Origin of the sequence: Phenylobacterium sp. (genome assembly GCF_004799515.1) — a bacterium.
In the GTDB taxonomy this organism is placed as follows: Bacteria; Pseudomonadota; Alphaproteobacteria; order Caulobacterales; family Caulobacteraceae; genus Phenylobacterium.
In genome coordinates this window covers 84197-101492 of record NZ_SSMX01000052.1, presented here as the reverse complement: position 1 = coordinate 101492, position 17296 = coordinate 84197, and the positions used below count along the sequence as shown (strand labels likewise).

General features: G+C 69.6%; 18 protein-coding genes. 7 read left to right on the top strand and 11 right to left on the bottom strand.

Going from position 1 to position 17296, the window contains the following annotated elements; all coding sequences use genetic code 11:
* Positions 1 to 106: 106 nt before the first annotated feature.
* The 5 genes from E8A49_RS20490 to E8A49_RS20470 all read right to left on the bottom strand — a co-directional run bounded on the left by E8A49_RS20490 (position 107) and on the right by E8A49_RS20470 (position 3619).
* On the bottom strand, positions 107 to 877 hold the full coding sequence (locus E8A49_RS20490; RefSeq protein WP_293385993.1) for an anti-sigma factor: 771 nt from the start codon (positions 875 to 877) through the stop codon (positions 107 to 109).
* Positions 874 to 1497, bottom strand: coding sequence for a sigma-70 family RNA polymerase sigma factor (locus E8A49_RS20485; RefSeq protein WP_293385991.1), 624 nt, complete (start codon positions 1495 to 1497; stop codon positions 874 to 876). Before E8A49_RS20485 ends, E8A49_RS20490 begins: the two co-directional genes overlap by 4 nt.
* Before the next feature lie 27 nt (positions 1498 to 1524).
* The gene (locus E8A49_RS20480) at positions 1525 to 1884 is read right to left on the bottom strand and encodes a cupredoxin family copper-binding protein (RefSeq protein ID WP_293385989.1); all 360 of its coding nucleotides are present in this window, start codon (positions 1882 to 1884) and stop codon (positions 1525 to 1527) included.
* Positions 1885 to 1919: 35 nt separating this feature from the next.
* The gene (locus E8A49_RS20475) at positions 1920 to 2867 is read right to left on the bottom strand and encodes a metallophosphoesterase (protein ID WP_293385987.1); all 948 of its coding nucleotides are present in this window, start codon (positions 2865 to 2867) and stop codon (positions 1920 to 1922) included.
* Between the two features lie 137 nt (positions 2868 to 3004).
* On the bottom strand, positions 3005 to 3619 hold the full coding sequence (locus E8A49_RS20470) for a cytochrome b (RefSeq protein ID WP_293385985.1): 615 nt from the start codon (positions 3617 to 3619) through the stop codon (positions 3005 to 3007).
* A 110-nt stretch (positions 3620 to 3729) separates the two neighbouring features.
* Here E8A49_RS20470 and E8A49_RS20465 point away from each other — a divergent pair, with 110 nt between their 5' ends.
* The 5 genes from E8A49_RS20465 to pnp all read left to right on the top strand — a co-directional run bounded on the left by E8A49_RS20465 (position 3730) and on the right by pnp (position 9431).
* Entirely contained in the window at positions 3730 to 5277 is a 1548-nt protein-coding gene (locus E8A49_RS20465) for a tetratricopeptide repeat protein (RefSeq protein ID WP_293385983.1), read from the top strand.
* A 62-nt stretch (positions 5278 to 5339) separates the two neighbouring features.
* Positions 5340 to 5783, top strand: coding sequence for a 30S ribosome-binding factor RbfA (rbfA, locus tag E8A49_RS20460; RefSeq protein ID WP_293385981.1), 444 nt, complete (start codon positions 5340 to 5342; stop codon positions 5781 to 5783).
* Positions 5783 to 6727, top strand: a complete 945-nt coding sequence (truB, locus tag E8A49_RS20455; RefSeq protein ID WP_293385979.1) for a tRNA pseudouridine(55) synthase TruB — start codon at positions 5783 to 5785, stop codon at positions 6725 to 6727. The genes rbfA and truB overlap by 1 nt, the downstream gene beginning before the upstream one ends.
* Before the next feature lie 3 nt (positions 6728 to 6730).
* On the top strand, positions 6731 to 7000 hold the full coding sequence (rpsO, locus tag E8A49_RS20450; protein WP_293385977.1) for a 30S ribosomal protein S15: 270 nt from the start codon (positions 6731 to 6733) through the stop codon (positions 6998 to 7000).
* Positions 7001 to 7292: 292 nt separating this feature from the next.
* On the top strand, positions 7293 to 9431 hold the full coding sequence (pnp, locus tag E8A49_RS20445) for a polyribonucleotide nucleotidyltransferase (RefSeq protein ID WP_293385975.1): 2139 nt from the start codon (positions 7293 to 7295) through the stop codon (positions 9429 to 9431).
* 571 nt (positions 9432 to 10002) lie between these two features.
* Here pnp and E8A49_RS20440 read toward each other — a convergent pair.
* Complete coding sequence (locus E8A49_RS20440; RefSeq protein WP_293385973.1) at positions 10003 to 10818, bottom strand: SDR family oxidoreductase; 816 nt, start codon at positions 10816 to 10818, stop codon at positions 10003 to 10005.
* Positions 10819 to 10908: 90 nt separating this feature from the next.
* Here E8A49_RS20440 and E8A49_RS20435 point away from each other — a divergent pair, with 90 nt between their 5' ends.
* On the top strand, positions 10909 to 11253 hold the full coding sequence (locus tag E8A49_RS20435; protein ID WP_293385971.1) for a helix-turn-helix domain-containing protein: 345 nt from the start codon (positions 10909 to 10911) through the stop codon (positions 11251 to 11253).
* A 58-nt stretch (positions 11254 to 11311) separates the two neighbouring features.
* Here the strand turns inward: E8A49_RS20435 and dnaA are convergent, their stop codons facing one another.
* The 5 genes from dnaA to mutM all read right to left on the bottom strand — a co-directional run bounded on the left by dnaA (position 11312) and on the right by mutM (position 16437).
* Entirely contained in the window at positions 11312 to 12799 is a 1488-nt protein-coding gene (dnaA, locus tag E8A49_RS20430; RefSeq protein WP_293385969.1) for a chromosomal replication initiator protein DnaA, read from the bottom strand.
* Positions 12800 to 13214: 415 nt separating this feature from the next.
* Positions 13215 to 13484 carry a 30S ribosomal protein S20 gene (rpsT, locus tag E8A49_RS20425; protein WP_293385967.1) on the bottom strand — a complete coding sequence of 90 codons (270 nt, stop codon included), beginning with the start codon at positions 13482 to 13484 and terminating at the stop codon, positions 13215 to 13217.
* A 388-nt stretch (positions 13485 to 13872) separates the two neighbouring features.
* Entirely contained in the window at positions 13873 to 14652 is a 780-nt protein-coding gene (locus tag E8A49_RS20420; RefSeq protein WP_293385965.1) for an enoyl-CoA hydratase, read from the bottom strand.
* Positions 14653 to 14692: 40 nt separating this feature from the next.
* Complete coding sequence (locus tag E8A49_RS20415) at positions 14693 to 15571, bottom strand: TraB/GumN family protein (protein ID WP_293385963.1); 879 nt, start codon at positions 15569 to 15571, stop codon at positions 14693 to 14695.
* The gene (gene mutM, locus E8A49_RS20410; RefSeq protein ID WP_293385961.1) at positions 15568 to 16437 is read right to left on the bottom strand and encodes a bifunctional DNA-formamidopyrimidine glycosylase/DNA-(apurinic or apyrimidinic site) lyase; all 870 of its coding nucleotides are present in this window, start codon (positions 16435 to 16437) and stop codon (positions 15568 to 15570) included. Before mutM ends, E8A49_RS20415 begins: the two co-directional genes overlap by 4 nt.
* Positions 16438 to 16532: 95 nt before the next feature.
* Here mutM and E8A49_RS20405 point away from each other — a divergent pair, with 95 nt between their 5' ends.
* On the top strand, positions 16533 to 17291 hold the full coding sequence (locus E8A49_RS20405; RefSeq protein WP_293385959.1) for a class I SAM-dependent methyltransferase: 759 nt from the start codon (positions 16533 to 16535) through the stop codon (positions 17289 to 17291).
* Positions 17292 to 17296: the final 5 nt, after the last annotated feature.

Genomic DNA, 17296 nt, shown 5'->3' with positions numbered 1-17296 from the left:
AGGCCATCGGGCCATGGACCGACGCTTACAACCTCACCCGACCCCACGCCGGCATCGCCGGCCTCACGCCCTCGGCCAGGGTGAACAACCTTCTTGGAAACGACAGCTAGCTCGACGCGTGGGCGATGAAGGTCTGGCGGAACAGCTTCAGGTCGTTCAGGTCGATGTCCGACACCGCCGCGTAGCGGAGGCCGCCGGCGGTCCATTCGACGATGCTGTAGCCGTCGCGCCGGGCGGTGCGCTCGCCCTGGAAGCCCGCGCCGCCGGCCGGCAGGACGAAGAGGTTCACGGTGTGCAGCCGGCGCTTGTAGACGATGGCCGGCGTCACCCGCCCGTCCAGGTAGTCCAGCCGCCCGCCCACCAGCGGGAAGCCCTGGTCGGCCAGCTCCGGCACGGGCGGGGCGATGTCCACCTTGCCGTTGAACCAGGGCCGGACCACGTGCTGGTTGGAGGTCGCCACGTCGGTCAGGTGGTTGGCCAGGAGAGAGCGGACGTGGCCGGCCACCAGCTGGCGGTCCATGGCCGCGGCGCTCATCTGCGGAATGACGATCATCACGGCCAGGCCTGCCGCGAGCAGGCCGCCCAGCGCGCCGCCCGCCGTCCAGCCGGCCCGCCGCAATGCTTTGGGCGCGGGCGCCGGGGCCGGCTCCGCCTCCGCCGCCAGCATGGCCTCGATGTTGGACCGCAGCCGTTCCGGTGCGCGGTGCGAGACTTCCGGCGTGGCCAGCTCGCCGCGCAGGGCCAGCAGGCGCAGGTATTCGGCGTTGCAGGCCTCGCAGGTCTTCAGGTGCGCCTCGAAGGCCGCGGCGTTGACCGCGTCGAGCTCGCCGTCCAGCAGGCCGTGCAGCAGGGGCGTCTTGTCGGGGCAGGCGCTCATCGGCGCACCTCCTGGGCCTGCCGCGCGCCGTCAGGCAACAGCATGTCGCTCAGCATCTGCCGCGCCCGCGCCAGGCGCGACATCACCGTGCCGATGGGCGTGGCGGTCAAGGCGGCGATCTCCTTGTAGCTCAGCTCCTCGAGCTCGCGCAGGACCAGGGTCTCGCGGAACGGTTCGGGCAGGTTCTCGATCACGGCGCGGATGGCCTCGGCGTCGCGGCGGCGCAGCAGCGCGGCCTCCGGCGTCTCCTGGTCCGGATCGGCGACGTTGGCCAGCGCCAGGGACTGGGCCTCGCTCAGCGCGCCCTCGTCCACCACCGGCCGGTCGCCGCGCTGTCCGGCGGCCCAGTTGAGGAAGCAGTTTCGCACGATGGCGAACAGCCAGGCCTTGGACGAACCGCCGCGCCAGTTGGGAAAGGCGCGGAAGGCCCGCAGGAAGGCCTCCTGCACGATGTCCTCCGCGGCGGTGGCGTCGCGGCTCAGGTAGCGGGCGAAGTTGTAGGCGGCGTCCAGATGCGGCAGCACGACCTCGCGGAACCGCGCGGACGGGTCCGGCGCGGCGGCCGGGGCGCCGCGGCTGAACGCCAGCCTGGGCCGGAAGAAGGGCTTGGCCTCGCTCATGGCTATGGTTCCGGCGCTCCTTGCAGCCTAGCCAGCCTTCACGATCACCTTGCCCGTCATGTGCGGGTGAAGCGAGCAGAAGTAGCCGTACTCCCCGGGCTTGGTGAAGGTGAAGGAGAAGTGCTCGTCGGTGTCGAGCACCTTGGACTTGAAGCTCTTGTCGTTGGCCACGACCGTGTGCGGGATGTCGTCCTGGTTGATCCAGGTGACGGTGGTCCCGACGGACACGGTGATCGCCTGCGGCCCGAAGACGAAGTTGTCGATCTTGACGGTCGGGCCAGCGGGGGCGGCGGCCTGGGCGACGGCTGCGCTGCTCCATTCGAGAGCCAGGGCGCAGCCGGGCAGGAGGGCGAGCGCCAGGGCGCCCGCCTTGAGGGTCTTGAACATCTTGGATTCCGTCTGTGGGAAGTGGGTGATGCGGCTCAGGCCGCCAGGGTGGAGTCGATCAGCGCGATGGGCTGGCTGCCCCGCACGAAGGTCGCGGTGGTGATCCCCAGCATGGAATGCAGCTGCTCGGTCGGGACCTTCAGCGGGCCGGGCGACGGGCCCTGGCCGCCCACCGGCTGCGGGAAGGCGGTGGAGCGCGCGGTGTGGAAGACGATATTGCCCTCCACCTTTTGGGTAAGCTGATGGATGTGGCCGTTCAGCACCGTCACGGAGCCGAAGCGCTTCAGGTAGCCCAGCGCCTGGGCCGCGTCGTCGGTGCCCCAGCCCCAGTCGGCGTAGACCGTCCAGAGCGGGATGTGGGCGAAGACCACGATCGGCTGCGACGACGGCCGGCCGGCCAGGTCCTTCTCCAGCCATTCGATCTGGTCGGCGCCCAGGCTGCCCATGCCGCCGGGCTTCAGGTTGGCGACGTTGATCAGGGCGATGAAGTGCACGCCCTTGTGGTCGAAACTGTACCAGCCCGCGCCCTTGGTCCCCTGGCCGAAGCGGTCGAGGTAGGCCTTGCCCTGGCCCTCATCCAGCATGTCGTGCTCACCGGGGACGTGGAAGACCTGCAGGCCGGCGGCCTTGATGATCTGGTCGGCGTCGTCGAACTCCTGGTCCTTCGACAGCTGGGTGATGTCGCCGGTGTGGATGATGAAGTCCGGCTTCTGCGGCAGGGCGAGGATCTTGCCGACCGCCTCCCGGTAGGTCGCCGCCGCATCCGGGTTGGCGGGCTTGTTGAAACCCACGTGGCTGTCGCTGACCTGCATGAAGGTGAAGCTCCCTGCCTTGGCCGGGGCGGCCATCGCCTGGCCTAGGCTGACCGAGCTGGCGATCCCGCCGGAGACGGTGAACACCGCGCCGGTTCCGGCCCAGGCCATGCACTTCAGGAAGCCGCGGCGGTCCTGGCCGCTGTGGTCGTTTTTGTCGTGGTCGCTCATCTCGGGGACTCCATGATCGAGGGTTCGAAGGTCAGACCGCGGGGCGGTCGGGTTTATTCCCGGAAAGGGGTTTGGGGAGGGTCGAGGGGGCGTCCTTGGGAACGCCCCCTCGGGTCCGCCTCCCGCCGCGAAGGGGTTTAACGGCGGGGCTTGGACGTGGGTGTGAGGCTGGCCGGCCACATGGACCTGAGGACGCCGTCGCGGCGGACGAAGCCGTGGAACAGGGCCGCGGCCACGTGCAGGGCGATCAGGCCCAGGAGGGCGAAGGCGGTCGCCTCATGGAAGCTGTGCAGCAGGCCCGTGGCGGCCTTGTCGCGCGCCATCAGCTTGGGGACCTCGAAGGCGAAGAGCTCGAAGGGCTTGCCGCGCGTCAGGCTCTGGCCGAGGCCCGTGAGCGGCTGGACCAGCAGGATCAGGTAGAGCGCGGCCTCGACCGCCAGCGCCGCCCGCCGCTGCGGCCGGGGCATGCCGTCGGGAAACGGCGGCCGGACCGCGAAGCGCAGCCGCCAGGTCAGCCGCGCCAGCGCCAGCACCCACATCGTCGCGCCCAGGGAGCGGTGGACGGTCAGCGCCATCCGCGCGCCCTCGGCGTCCCCCGCTAGGCCGATCGACCAGGCGCTGAGGAACAGCCAGGCGATCAGGACCAAGCTCGCCCAATGCAGGGTCATGCTGATGGCGTCGAAGCGGGCCGGCGGGCTCGGCGGCGCTTCCGCTTCGGCGGCGGGCGAGGTGACGGGGACGAGGGCGTTCATGCGCGGCTCCTGCGCGGTGCGGGTGTTCGGAGAGCCAGACCGGCGGCGGCGCCGGTTTATTCCCAGGGCCTTGGCGGAAAGCGCCCGCGGGGCTACCGATCGAGGTCCCGATGACCGACCGACCCGACGCTCCGCCGGATGTTGCGGCCCGCCTGCGCGAGGCCATGGCGAGCCATGTGGCCGGCCGGGTGGACGAGGCGCAGGCGGGCTATCGCGGGGTCTTGGCGCTGGAGCCGGACCACGCCGAGGCGCTCGGCATGCTGGCGCTGATCCTGCTGGACGGGCCGGACCCGGCGGCGGCCGAGGCGGTGATCCAGCGCCTGCTGACGGCGCGCCCAGACGACGAGGCGGGCCTCCTGTGCCTCGGTCGGCTGCGCGCGCGCCAGGGCGAGGACGCCGCCGCCGCCGAGGCTTTCCAGCGGGTGGCGATGCGCCGTCCGGGCCTCGCGCCGGCCCAGAAGGAGCTTGGCGCCGCCCTCCTGCGGCTTGGCCGGCTGGCGCGGGCGGAGGCCGCCGTGCGCGCCGCCATCGCCGCCGGCGCCAATGACGCTGCGACGCAGGAGCAGCTCGCCGCGATCCTGGAGAGGGACCGGCGCGGCCAGGAGGCGTTGGCGATCCGCAACGATCTGGCGCGGCGCGCCGGCGTCCAGCGCAAGGGGCCGCTGCGCGCGCCCGCCGACACCCTGGCCGTGCTGGGCGCGGTGGGCGCGGGTCATGTGCCGACCCGCTACCTCATCGACCCGGAGGTCTTCACCACCCTCTTCGTTGGCCTCTTGTCCCCCGACCAGCCGGACGCGCCGCTGGGCCCCATCGATATCGCGCCGCTCAGCCAGGCCGGCGCGGTGTTCAACACGCTCGGCGACATCCACCGCGACTGGGGCCAGCTCGCCGCCGCCGAGGCGATCTGCGCGCGGCTGGGCAAGCCGGTGATCAATCCGCCCGCGAGCATCGTCCGGACCGGCCGGGACGCAGCCCCGGCGCTCTTCGCCGGCATCCCCGGCCTCGTCGTGCCCGCGACCTGGCCGATCTCGGCGTCGGAGCTGGCGCGCCGGCCGATCCAAGGGCCCGTCCTGGTGCGGCCGCCGGGCGACCACGGGGGCGAGAACCTGACGCGGCTGGCCGACGCCGCCGAGCGCGACGCCTACCTGGCGGACGATCCGGACGAGGCCCTGCTGCTGACCGACTTCCACGACTTCCGCTCAGGCGACGGCGCCTGGCGCAAGTATCGGCTGATCTTCGTCGACCGGCAGGTCTTCCCCTTCCACCTGGCCGTCGGCGAGCACTGGCTGCTGCACTACTGGCGCGCCGAGATGGCCCGCTCGGACTGGAAGAAGGCCGAGGAGGCGCGGTTCCTGGAGGACTGGCGGGGCGTCTTCGGCCCGCGCGCCGCCGCGGCCGTCGAGGCTGTGGCTCGGCGCCTGGACCTCGACTACGGCGGGGTGGACTGCGCGCTGCTGCCGAACGGCGAGGTCCTGCTGTTCGAGGCCAACGCCACCATCCTGCTGCACCTGGACGAACCCGCCGCCGACTTCCCCGCCAAGCACCGCCGCGTGCCGCCGATCCGTGAGGCCTTCACCCGCCTGGTGCGGGCGCGGGCGGGCGAGGGGCTCGTGCGCGGCTGGCGGCCCACGCTGGACTCCGGCGGCCCGCGCGCCTAGAAGCGCGCCCTTCCCCTGCGTCGGTGCGTCCGATCCGCACTCCAGGCCGAACGAGAAGCGCGATGAAACGTCATACCCCACACGCCCCAACCGGGCCGTCGCAGCGCCAGTTGCGCGCCGGCGAGCTGATGCGCCACGCCCTGGTCGACATCCTGCGCGACGAGGACATCAACGACGCGGCGCTGGCCGGCGTCTCGGTGACGGTCACCGAGGTCAGGATGAGCCCGGACCTGCGCCACGCCACGGTCTTCGTCGAACCCCTGGGCGGCGGCGGGATGGACAGCGCCCAGGTGGCTGAGGTGGTCGCCGGCCTCAATCGCCACGCCAAGTTCCTGCGCGGCCGGCTGGGCCACGCCATCGCCATGAAATTCACCCCCGACCTGAAGTTCCTCCACGACGAGAGCTTCAACGAGGCGACCCGCATGAACCGCCTGTTCGAGGATCCCCGAGTGGCCCGGGACCTGCAGCCCCATCCACCCACGGATTCCTGGAAGGAAGAGGACTGATGGGCCGCCGCCGCAAGGGCGACGCGGTCTCCGGCTGGATCTGCCTCGACAAGCCTGAAGAGGTCACCTCGACGCAGGCCGTCAGCCGGGTGCGCCGGGTCTTCAACGCCCAGAAGGCCGGCCACGCCGGCACGCTCGATCCCCTGGCCACAGGCATCCTGCCCATCGCGCTGGGCGAGGCGACCAAGACCGTCCCGTTCCTGATGGACGCCGACAAGGCCTATAGCTTCACCATCGCCTGGGGCCGCTCCACCGCCACCTGCGACCGCGAGGGCGAGACCATCGCTCAGTCGGACGCGCGGCCCACCGTCGCGGAGGTCGAGGCCGTCCTGCCCCGCTTCGTGGGCGAGATCAGCCAGGTCCCGCCGGCCTATTCGGCGATCAAGGTCGACGGCGAGCGCGCCTACGACCTGGCCCGCGCCGGCGAAATCGTCGAACTCGCCGCGCGCCAGGTGACCATCCATTCGGCCCGCGTGGCCGGCGCGCCGGACGCCGATCACGTGACCATCGAGATCGAATGCGGCAAGGGCACCTACGTCCGCGCCCTGGCCCGCGACCTGGCCGAAATCCTCGGCGCTTGCGGCCACGTCAGCGCCCTTCGCCGCACCCGCGTGGGACGCTTCACCGAACAGTCTGCGGCCACGCTGGAATTCCTTGAGGATTTAGGGCATAAGGCCCGCCAGTCGGAGCTATTGCTTCCGGTCGAGACCGCCCTGGACGACATCCCGGAGCTGGCCGTGACCGCCGAAGACGCTTTCCGGCTGAAGCAGGGACGCGCGATCGTTCTCGTTCCCCGACAGGTGGAATCGGTGAAAGCCAGGCTCAAGCCGGGCTCTCGCACCGTTTCAGCCATGGCGGGCGGATCGGTCGTCGCCCTCTGCGAGATGCGCGCGGGCCGGCTCGAACCCACGCGGGTCTTTCATCTCGAAAAGAGCGGAGACTGACCGATGTCGATTACTGCCGAACGCAAGGCTGAGGTGATCAAGACCCACGCTCGCGGCGACGCCGATACCGGCAGCGCCGAGGTTCAGGTCGCGATCATGTCCGAACGGATCGCCAACCTCACCGAACACTTCAAGACCCACAAGAAGGACAACCACTCGCGCCGGGGCCTGCTCAAGCTGGTCTCCGCCCGCCGGTCGCTCCTGGACCACCTGAAGAAGTCGGATGAGGGCCGCTACCAGAAGCTGATCGAGACCCTCGGCCTGCGCCGCTGATCCCGCTGACCCCGGCGAAAGCCGGGGCCCAAGCTGAGTCAGACGCAGACCGAAAGCCCGATGGATCCCGGCTTTCGCCGGGATGAGCGGGATTTGAATACCGCCGCTCCTCCGCAACAGGCCGGGGGATCCGATGCGGCACTGGCGATCCCCTTTTGAGTTCGGGATCGCCGCACACGCCGAGGGCTCCATCGAAGTCCTCATCGCCTGTTCATTTGGAGAGGATTTCGGAAGCCCGATCCCTGTCCGCCCCCGCCCGGGAATACGCCCGCGGGACCAGAAAGAAGCGAACATGTTCAATATCAAACGCAAGACCATCGAGTGGGGCGGCAAGACGCTCACGCTCGAAACCGGCCGCATGGCCCGTCAAGCCGACGGCGCGGTCCTGGCCACCTACGGCGAGACCATGGTGCTGGCCACCGCCGTCTTCGCCAAGAGCGCCAAGCCCGGCCAGGACTTCTTCCCCCTGACCGTGAACTACCAGGAGAAGTTCTACGCCGCAGGCAAGATCCCCGGCTCCTTCCCGCGCCGCGAAGCCGCGCCGTCGCAAAAAGAGACCCTGACGTCCCGCCTCATTGACCGCCCGATCCGCCCGCTGTTCGTCAAGGGCTTCAAGAACGAAGTGCAGGTCGTCACCACCGTGCTGGCGCACGACCTGGAGAACGATCCCGACATCGTGGCCCTGGTGGCGGCCTCCGCCGCCCTGGTGCTGTCCGGCGCGCCCTTCATGGGCCCGATCGCCGGCGCCCGCGTGGGCTATGTGAACGGCGAGTACGTCCTCAACCCGACGCTTGACGAGATGAAGGACAGCCGGATGGACCTGGTGGTCGCCGGCACCTCCGACGCGGTTATGATGGTCGAGTCGGAAATCCAGGAAATGTCGGAAGACGAGGTCCTGAAGGGCGTGATGTTCGCCCACGCCGGCATGCAGCCGGTGATCGACGCGATCATCGAACTGGCCGAGCACTCCGCCAAGGAGCCCTTCGACTTCCAGCCGGAAGACAACGACGCCATCCAGGCGAAGATGAAGACCGTGGTGGGCAAGGACCTCTCCGCCGCCTTCATGATCCCGGCCAAGCTGGAGCGCCAGGACGCGGTCGCCGCGGCCAAGGCCAAGGCGGTCGACGCCTTTGGCAAGTCCGAGGAACGCCCCGACGGCCTGTCGCCCGACAAGCTGGGCGCCATCTTCAAGGAGCTGGAAGCCGACGTCGTCCGCCGCAACATCCTCGACACCGGCATCCGCATCGACGGCCGCAAGGTCGACCAGGTCCGCCAGATCGTCTCGGAAGTGGGCGTCCTGTCCCGGGCCCACGGCTCGGCCCTGTTCACCCGCGGCGAGACCCAGGCCCTGGTGGTCGCCACCTTGGGCACCGGCGACGACGAGCAGTTGATCGACGCGCTCGAGGGCAAGTACTACGAGAAGTTCATGCTGCACTATAACTTCCCGCCGTTCTCGGTCGGGGAGACGGGCCGCATGGGCGCGCCGGGCCGCCGCGAAGTCGGCCACGGCAAGCTGGCCTGGCGGGCGATCCGCCCGATGCTGCCCAGCGTCGAGGACTTCCCCTACACGATCCGCCTGGTCTCGGAGATCTTCGAGTCCAACGGCTCCTCCTCCATGGCCTCGGTCTGCGGCTCCTCGCTGGCCCTCATGGACGCGGGCGTGCCGCTGAAGAAGCCGGTCTCCGGCATCGCCATGGGCCTGATCCTGGAGAAGGACGGCTTCGCCGTGCTCTCCGACATCCTGGGCGACGAGGACCACCTCGGCGATATGGACTTCAAGGTCGCCGGCACCGCCGACGGCATCACCTCGCTGCAGATGGACATCAAGATCCCCGGCATCACCGAGGCGATCATGAAGCAGGCGCTGGCCCAGGCTAAGGGCGGCCGTGAGCACATCCTCGGCGAGATGAACAAGGCCATGGAAGCGCCCCGCGCCGAACTGGGCGAGCACGCGCCGAAGATCGAGACCATCAAGATCCCGGTGGACAAGATCCGCGAAGTGATCGGCTCGGGCGGCAAGGTGATCCGCGAGATCACCGCCGAAACCGGCGCCAAGATCGACATCGGCGAGGACGGCACGATCAAGATCGCGGCCGCCGAGCAGTCGAAGATCGACGCGGCCAAGGAGTGGATCAAGTCGATCGCTTCCGAGCCGGAGATCGGCCAGATCTACACCGGCAAGGTGGTGAAGATCGTCGACTTCGGGGCCTTCGTGAACTTCTTCGGCGCCAAGGACGGCCTGGTCCACGTCAGCCAGATCGCCAACGAGCGCGTGAACAAGGTCTCCGACGTCCTGCAGGAAGGCCAAGCCGTCAAGGTGAAGCTCCTGGGCTTCGACGACCGCGGCAAGACCCGCCTGTCGATGAAGGTCGTCGACCAGGAAACCGGCGAGGACCTGTCGGCCAAGCAACCGGAAGAAGCTGACGCCTAGAGCGTCCTTCCACCGTAGACACGACGAGGGCGGCTGGAGCGATCCAGCCGCCCTTTTCGTTGGCGCGCGCTCAGGTTGCTAACTGCCACCGTCATCCTCCGGTCAGCCGCAGGCTGATCCGGGGGACCCAAGCTGAGTTGTAGAATAAGACGCCGCCGCAGGGCCCCCACGGATTGCCTCTTCGGGCGACCGGAGGATGCCGAGTGTTGGGTGTGTCACCACCCTGAACGGACCGCGCCTTAAGTCCATGGCGGCCAAAATGGCTTGCGGGCCTGGTCAACTCAAGGACAGGCGAAGCCTGCCGCTTCGCGGCGCGGCCGAAGGCCGCGTCCTTGACTTGCCCAGTCCCGCAAGCTCGCAATCAACCATGGAGTTCAGGGCTATCCAGCATTCTGAAGAATGCCGGTCGGTGACGCCTCCCCTGGATGACCGTCATGGCGAGGCTTGTCCCGGCCATCCATAGACGCGAGCCTCTCAGGTTCTCGGAGGCGCCTCGGCGTCCAGCCTCGAAAGGTCCGTGTCCTCGCATCCCGGCACAAGGCCGGAGGATGACGATCCGTGGGTGTGCGCCCTACGCCCCCACCAGCTTCCGCACCCCATACCGCTCGGCCGGATGGGCCTTGGAAAGGTTGGGGATCAGAACCGCGCGGGCGGCCTGATAGGCGTCCCATTCGGCGGCGTCGGGCAGGGACGGGATGGTGATCAGCTCGCCCTTGTCGAGGCCGGCCAGGGCCGCGTCCACCAGCTCGTCGGCGTCCATGGTGCGGCTGGGGTCGAGGTCGGCTGGATCGCGGCCGGAGCGCTCCCAGATCTCCGTGCGGGTCGCGCCGGGCAGCACCGCCTGGAAGACGACGCCCTTGCCGGCCAACTCGTGGGCCAGCGCCTGGGTCAGGTAGGTCACGAAAGCCTTGGTCGCGCCGTAGACCGCGCTGCCGTACTCCGGAACCAGGCCCACGACGGACGAGACGTTGACGACGGTCCCGCGTCCGCGCGCGGTGAAGGCCTGGGCCGCGGCGTGGGCCAGGCGGGCGACGGCGGTGACGTTCAGCTGGATCAGCTTGCCGATCTGGGCGGGCTGGTTGTCCAGGAAGCCCCCGAACAGGGCCGCCCCGGCGTTGTTTACCAGGAGGCCGATGGCGGGATCGTCAGCGAGCTTGGCCTCCAGGCGCTCGATGTCGGCTTCGTCGGTCAGGTCGGCGCGGAACACCTCCACGGCGACGCCATAGCGGGCGCTGAGGTCGGTGGCGGCGGCCTGCAGGCGCGCCTCGTCGCGGGCGACGAGGACCAGGTCGTGGCCGCGGGCGGCCAGGCGCTCGGCATAGACCGCGCCGATGCCGGCGGAGGCGCCGGTGACCAGGGCCGCGCCTTGGGAATGGGATTGGGTCATGGGTAGATCTCCTGGCGGCTCCATCGTCGCCCTGCAGCCTAGGTGGCGAGTGACTTGCAAATCGCAAGTGACATGGCCATCTAAAAGCCCATGAGAAATCCTGATCTCTGCGACAGCGTTTGTCCCGTCGCCCGGACGCTGGGCCGGGTTGGCGACGGCTGGAGCCTGCTGATCCTGCGCGACGCGGCCCTGGGGCGCACCCGTTTCGAGGACTTCCGCGCCAGCCTAGGCGTGGCGCCCAACATCCTGGCCGAGCGCCTGGGGCGGCTGGTGGAGGCCGGCTTCCTGGCGCGGCGGCGCTATAGCGAGCGCCCGCCGCGCGACGACTATGTGCTGACCGCCCGGGGCCGGGACTTCAAGTCGGTGCTGGACGCCATGGCCGCCTTCGGCGAACGCAACTTCCCTCGATCAGCGGAGACGACGGCGGCCGGATAACGAAGAAGGCCCGCCTTGCGACGGGCCCCTCCGGCTCTTCCCCAAAGCTTCGCTGGCGTTAGCCGCGCAGCTTCCTGAGCAACACGTCCACGTCGCGCGCGATGGTCGCATCCTCGCCCTTCAGGGCTTCGATGCGGCGCACCGCGTGCAGCACGGTGGTGTGGTCGCGGCCGCCGAACCGGCGGCCGATGTCGGGCAGCGAGCGTGTGGTCACCTGCTTGGCGATCCACATGGCCACCTGGCGGGGCCGGGCCACCGCGCGGGCGCGCCGCTCGGAGATCAGGTCCGCCTGCTTCAGCCCGTAGTGTTCGGCGACCATCTTCTGGATCTGGTCCACCGTCACCTTGCGGTCGGTCACCGACAGGTGCGGCCGCAGGATGTTCTGGGCGTCGTCCAGGGACAGGCGGGCGATATCGCCGCCCACCCGGGCCACCAGGATGTTCAGGGCGCCTTCCAGCTCGCGCACGCTGTCGGTGAAGCGGTCAGCCAGGAACTGCATCACCTCGGCCTTGGCTGACGGCAGGAAGCGGCCCTGTTGTGCGAGCGTCTGCAGTTTGCGCTCCAGGATGCCCTGGCGGAGCGTCCGGTCCGCCGGCTCGATGCCGCAGACCAGGCCGGCCTGCAGGTGGCTGCGCAGCCGGGGCTCCATCTCCGAGATCTCGGTGGGCGAGCGGTCGGCGGTCATCACCACCCGGCGGCCGTCTTCCACCAGCGCGATCAGGGTGTGGAACAGCTCCTCCTGGGTGGAGGTCTTGCCGGCCACGAAATGCACGTCGTCGATCAGCAGCAGGTCGGCGTTGCGCAGCTCGTCCTTGAACGCCGCGGTCTGACGATCCTGCACGGCCTTGACGAAGGTCGAGGTGAACCGCTCAGCGGTCAAGTAGACCACCCGCTTGGTCGGCTCATTGCGCATGGCCTCCCAGGCGAGGGCGTTCAAGAGGTGCGTCTTGCCGAAGCCGTAGGGGCCGTGGAAGACCACCGGATTGAAGTGGCCGTCGGACCAGGTGGCCACGCGGCGCGCCACGGCGAAGGCGAACTCGTTGGATGGGCCGGCCACGAAGCTGTCGAAAGAGAAGCGGTCCTGCAGGCCCAGCAGACGGCCCTGGCGGGCGGCGGCGGGCGCGGCTTCAGCTTCCACCTCGAAGACCGCCGGAATGGCCTGGGCGACCGCCGCAGCGGCCGTCCCTGGACGGACGGTCGAGGGTGTAGTCACGGGGCCCGCGGCCGGCGCGGCCGGAACCTCGGAATCGACCTCCAGGCGGGACTTCAGATCGAGCCTGCGGCCCAGCGGATCGTTCTGCGCCCAGAGCTCGCCGATGCGCCGCCAGGCATGCCGCGCGATCCAGTCGCGGGCGACCCCGGTGGCGGCCACCAAGCACACCTCGTCCGCGGTCTCGCGCAGCGCCGCTTGGCCCAGCCAGGAGCCGAACGTCGCCTCGCCCAATTCGCGTTTCAAGACCACGCAGGTCTTGGTCCACACGACTCCGGCCGGTGCGCTCGCCATAGCTCCCGCAACCCCCCCGCTCATCATCCTTGCCAACCCCATCCTGCCCACGTCACGGTCCCAGCCCCACGCAAGGAACCGCGCCTTTTCCCAACAAACACAGGCTCTTATCCGGCGGAAGCCTAAGCTCCGCCGGCGCCCGTTTCGATCCGGGATCAGTGCAAGACGCCTGTAAGGGAGTTGACACTAATGGGGGGCCGAGGCCGGTCAACGGTGATTCTTCGCGGCCAAGTTGGATATTTTCGTTGACACCCAGAGAGCCCTTTTAGGGCCAAGGGAAACGTCGTTCGAAGGTCCGTGATCTGAGAAGATTCGCCGCATGGGTCGCACCCGGGGGGTTCACCCCAAACGCGAAAAAGACGCCCAAGAGGGCGCCTTTTGGCGGTTCAAAATCTATGGGGAATGCGGAGTATTCCCGGAACCCGACTTAGGCCCCGCCGGGACCCGCGACGCCGGCTCAGGCGGCGGCCATCTTCTTCAGCTGCGCGTGCAGGCGCGAGACCTTCCGCGAGCCGGTGTTCTTGTGCACGACACCCTTGGTGACCGCGCGCATCAGCTCCGACTGGGCCTTGACGAAGGCGTCCTTGGCCGCGGCGGCGTCGCCGGCGCTGAGCGCCTCGTCGAACTTGCGCAGGAAGGTGCGCACGCGCGAACGGCGGGCGGTGTTGATGGCGGTGCGGCGGGCGATCTTGCGGACCGCCTTCTTGGAGCCGGGCGTGTTGGCCATTCGAGAGAACTCTTCAAGCGAAAGCGCCCGGCGGGCCGGGCGGGTAAAATTGGAGGCGCGGATATACGGGAGAGGCGGCGGCGGGTCAATGGAGGGCCGGCATTTTCGGCCCGGCCATTTTCCCCTTCCGGTCGGTCAGCGGACAGGCCCAGCCAAACATCTCAAGGCTCGCATCCACCGTGAGATTTAAGCCCCAAAAGGATCTCGCGATCCTTTGGCGACAAATTTGCCGGTGTCATCCCGGAACGGGCGCAGCCCGTGTCCGGGACCCATACGCGCCGCTTGCCAGATGATCTCGGGCGGCAAGGTCGCAGTTCATCCCCGAGCGCCGCGTCCATGGGTCCCGGTCCTTGCTGCGCAAAACCGGGATGACAGGCGCGGGAGAGGCCTACTTCCCTTCGAACTTCGCCGGGCGCTTGTCGACGAAGGCGGCCATGCCTTCCTTCTGGTCGTCGAAGGCGAACAGCGAGTGGAAGAGGCGCCGCTCCATGGCCACGCCGGTGGAGAGCGTGGTCTCGAAGGCGGCGTTGACCAGCTCCTTGTTCATGGCCACGGCCAGAGGCGACTGGGCGGCGATCTTGCCGGCGGCGGCCAGGGCCTCCTCCAGAAGCTTGTCGGCGGGCACGACGCGGGAGACCAGGCCCGCGCGCTCGGCCTCGGCGGCGTCCATCATCCGGGCGGTCAGCACCATGTCCATGGCCTTGGCCTTGCCCACCGCGCGGGGCAGGCGCTGAGTGCCGCCGATGCCCGGCATGACGCCCAGGTTGATCTCCGGCTGGCCGAACTTGGCGGTCTCCGCGGCGATGATGAAGTCGCACAGCATGGCCAGCTCGCAGCCGCCGCCCAGGGCGTAGCCGGCCACCGCCGCCACGATGGGCTTGCGGAAGCCCTCGATCCGACGCGCGGCGGGGCCGAAGTAGTCGGCCGCGAACATCTGGGCGTAGGTCTTGTCCGCCATCTCCTTGATGTCGGCGCCGGCGGCGAAGGCGCGGTCGGAGCCGGTCAGCACCACGCAGTGGACATCGGTGTCCGCCTCGGCGGCGTCGAGGACGGCGGAGAGCTCGCCCAGCAGTTGGCTGTTCAGCGCGTTCAACGCCTGCGGCCGGTTCAGCCGGATCAGGGTGACGCCCGGCTGCGGGGCCTCGACGATCAGGGTCTCATAGCTCATGGCGGCGCCTTCCCGGCTTCTGTGGGTTGCGCCAGCGGCTCTAAGGCCCCGTAACCGAATAGCCAAGGGCGCGCAGGCGGGCGGGCACGCCGTCCGGGCCGATCAGGTGGCCCACGCCGACCACCACCACCGCTTCGCCGTGGTGCTTCAGCCGCTCGTCCAGCACCGCGGTCCAATGGGCGTTGCGTTCGGTGACCAGCCGCTGGAACAGGGCCGGCGAGGACGCGCGCAGGGGCTCCAGCGCCTCATGGTCCAGGGCCTTCACGTCGCCCGTCATCCAGGCGTCGATCAGGATGCGATATTCGTCGGGCTTCTCATCCAGCTCCTGCAGGGTCTCGCGCAGGGAGGCGATCTGCTCGTCCATCGTGCCGCCGGCCAGCATGGCGATCTGCTCCTGCGGGGTCTCGAAGGCCTCGCGCTGGGCCTTGGGCGTGGCCAGGGCGGCGATGGTCTTCTCGACGCCGGAGTTTGCGTCCGCCCCGATCTTGCGGTAGGCGCCGCCGGCCAGGCTGATCTCCGCCAGCCAGGGCTTCAGCCGATCGAGGAGCATGGGCGAGACGTCATAGGTCGCCGCCACCCGGCTCATCAGCGCCGCGTCGTCCGGGGACAGCAGGTGGAACAGCGAGCCCTCTGGCGGCAGCACGCCCATCTGGGTGGCGAGGTTCGCCGTATCGGCCTCGCTCTGCGCATCGATCGGCAGCTCGAACCAGACCTCGTCGGCGGCCTTCAGCGCCCGGTCGAGGGCCGGCGGCTCCCAGGCCAGGCCGGGCGGCAGGACGTGGATCGAGCCGAACAGCACCACCTCGGCGTCCTTGCCCTTGACCACCCAGACCGGCGGGAAGGCCAGCGCCGCCGGGGCTGAAGCCAGGACGGCGCAGAGAGTCAGCAGGCCCGCCAGCGTGCGGCCCAGGCGGCTCATATCTGGCACGTGGGGCAATAGAAGGTGGAGCGGCCGGCCTGGACCTTGCGGGCGATAACGCCGGCCTTAGGGTCGTTGAAGCAGGGCTCGCCCTCGCGGTCGTAGACGCGGAAGCGGTGCTGGAAATAGCCAAGCGCGCCGTCGGCCTGGGCGTAGTCGCGCAGCGTCGAGCCGCCCGCGGCGATCGCCTCGCCCAGCACGGCGCGGATATCCTCGACCAGCTTTTCAAGGCGTTTCCTTGAAATGCCCCCCGCCGGCTTGAAGGGCGAGATGCGCGCCCGGTTCAACGCCTCGCAGACATAGATATTGCCCAGGCCCGCCACGATCCGCTGGTCCAGCAGCAGGGTCTTGGGGCCCTGCTTGCGGTCCTTGAACGCGGCGTGCAGGTGGCCGGCGTCGAAGGCCTCGCTGAGCGGCTCCGGCCCGAGCCCCGCGAACCAGGGGTGCAGGTGCAGGGTCGCGGTGTTGACCAGCGCCATGTAGCCGAAGCGGCGCGGGTCGTAATAGGTCACCCGAACGCCGGCCTCGGTCTCGAAGACGATGTGGGCGTGCTTCGGGTCCGGATCGGGCGCGTAGTGGAACTCGCCGGGCCGGGTGGGCTGGGGCCCGTGCGGGTGGGCGATCTCGAAGCGGCCGCTCATGCCCAGGTGCATGACCAGGGTGTCCTCGCGGTCGAGGCGGCCCAGCAGGTACTTCGCCCGGCGCTCCAGCCTGACGATGGTCGCCCCGGTCAGCGCCTGGACGAAGTTGGGCGGCAGGGGAAAGCGCAGGTCGGGGCGGCGGGCCTCCACGCGGGCCAGCCTGTGGCCCTCCAGCACCGGCGCCAGGCCGCCCCGCACCGTTTCGACCTCGGGAAGCTCGGGCATGGCCTGAGGCTTGGCATGGCGGGGCGACCTCGCCAAGGGCCTTGGAGGCCCAAGCCTCTTGGAGAGGAAAGCGATAAGGGGCTAAGAGCCTCGCCATGACCGGACCTGCCGCCACCTTCGGCTTCCGCGACGTCGACGCCGCCGAGAAGCCCGGCCTGGTGCGGGGCGTCTTCGACCGCGTCGCCGGCCGCTACGATCTGATGAACGACCTGATGAGCGGGGGCGTCCATCGCCTGTGGAAGGACGCCGTGGCCGCGCGGTTGAACCCGCAGCCGGGGGAGACCATCGTCGACTGCGCCGGGGGCACCGGGGACATGGCGCGGCGGTTTTCCCGCATGGCCAGGCGCGCCCAGCTGCGCCGCGGCGGGGCGGACGCCAAGGTGATCGTGGTCGACTACAACGCCGAGATGATCGCCGCTGGCCGCGCCAAGGGCTCTGAGCCGGAGATGGCCTGGGCGGTGGGCGACGCCCAGCGGCTGCCGCTGCCCGACGCCTCAGCCGAGGCCTATGTGATCTCCTTCGGCATCCGCAATGTCACCGACATTCCAGCCGCCCTGCGCGAGGCGCGCCGGGTGCTGCGGCCCGGCGGCCGGTTCCTCTGCCTGGAGTTCTCCCGGCCGGTGACCGAGGCTCTGCGCAAGGCCTACGACGCCTATTCCTTCAAGGTGATCCCGGCGGTCGGCGCGCGGGTCGCCGGCGACCGCGAGGCCTATCAGTACCTGGTGGAGAGCATCCGCCGCTTCCCCGACCAGCGCCGGTTCGCCGCCATGATCGGCGAGGCGGGGTTCAGCCGCGTGGACGTCACCAACTTCACCGGCGGGGTCGCGGCCCTGCACACCGGGCGGGTGATCTAGACGCC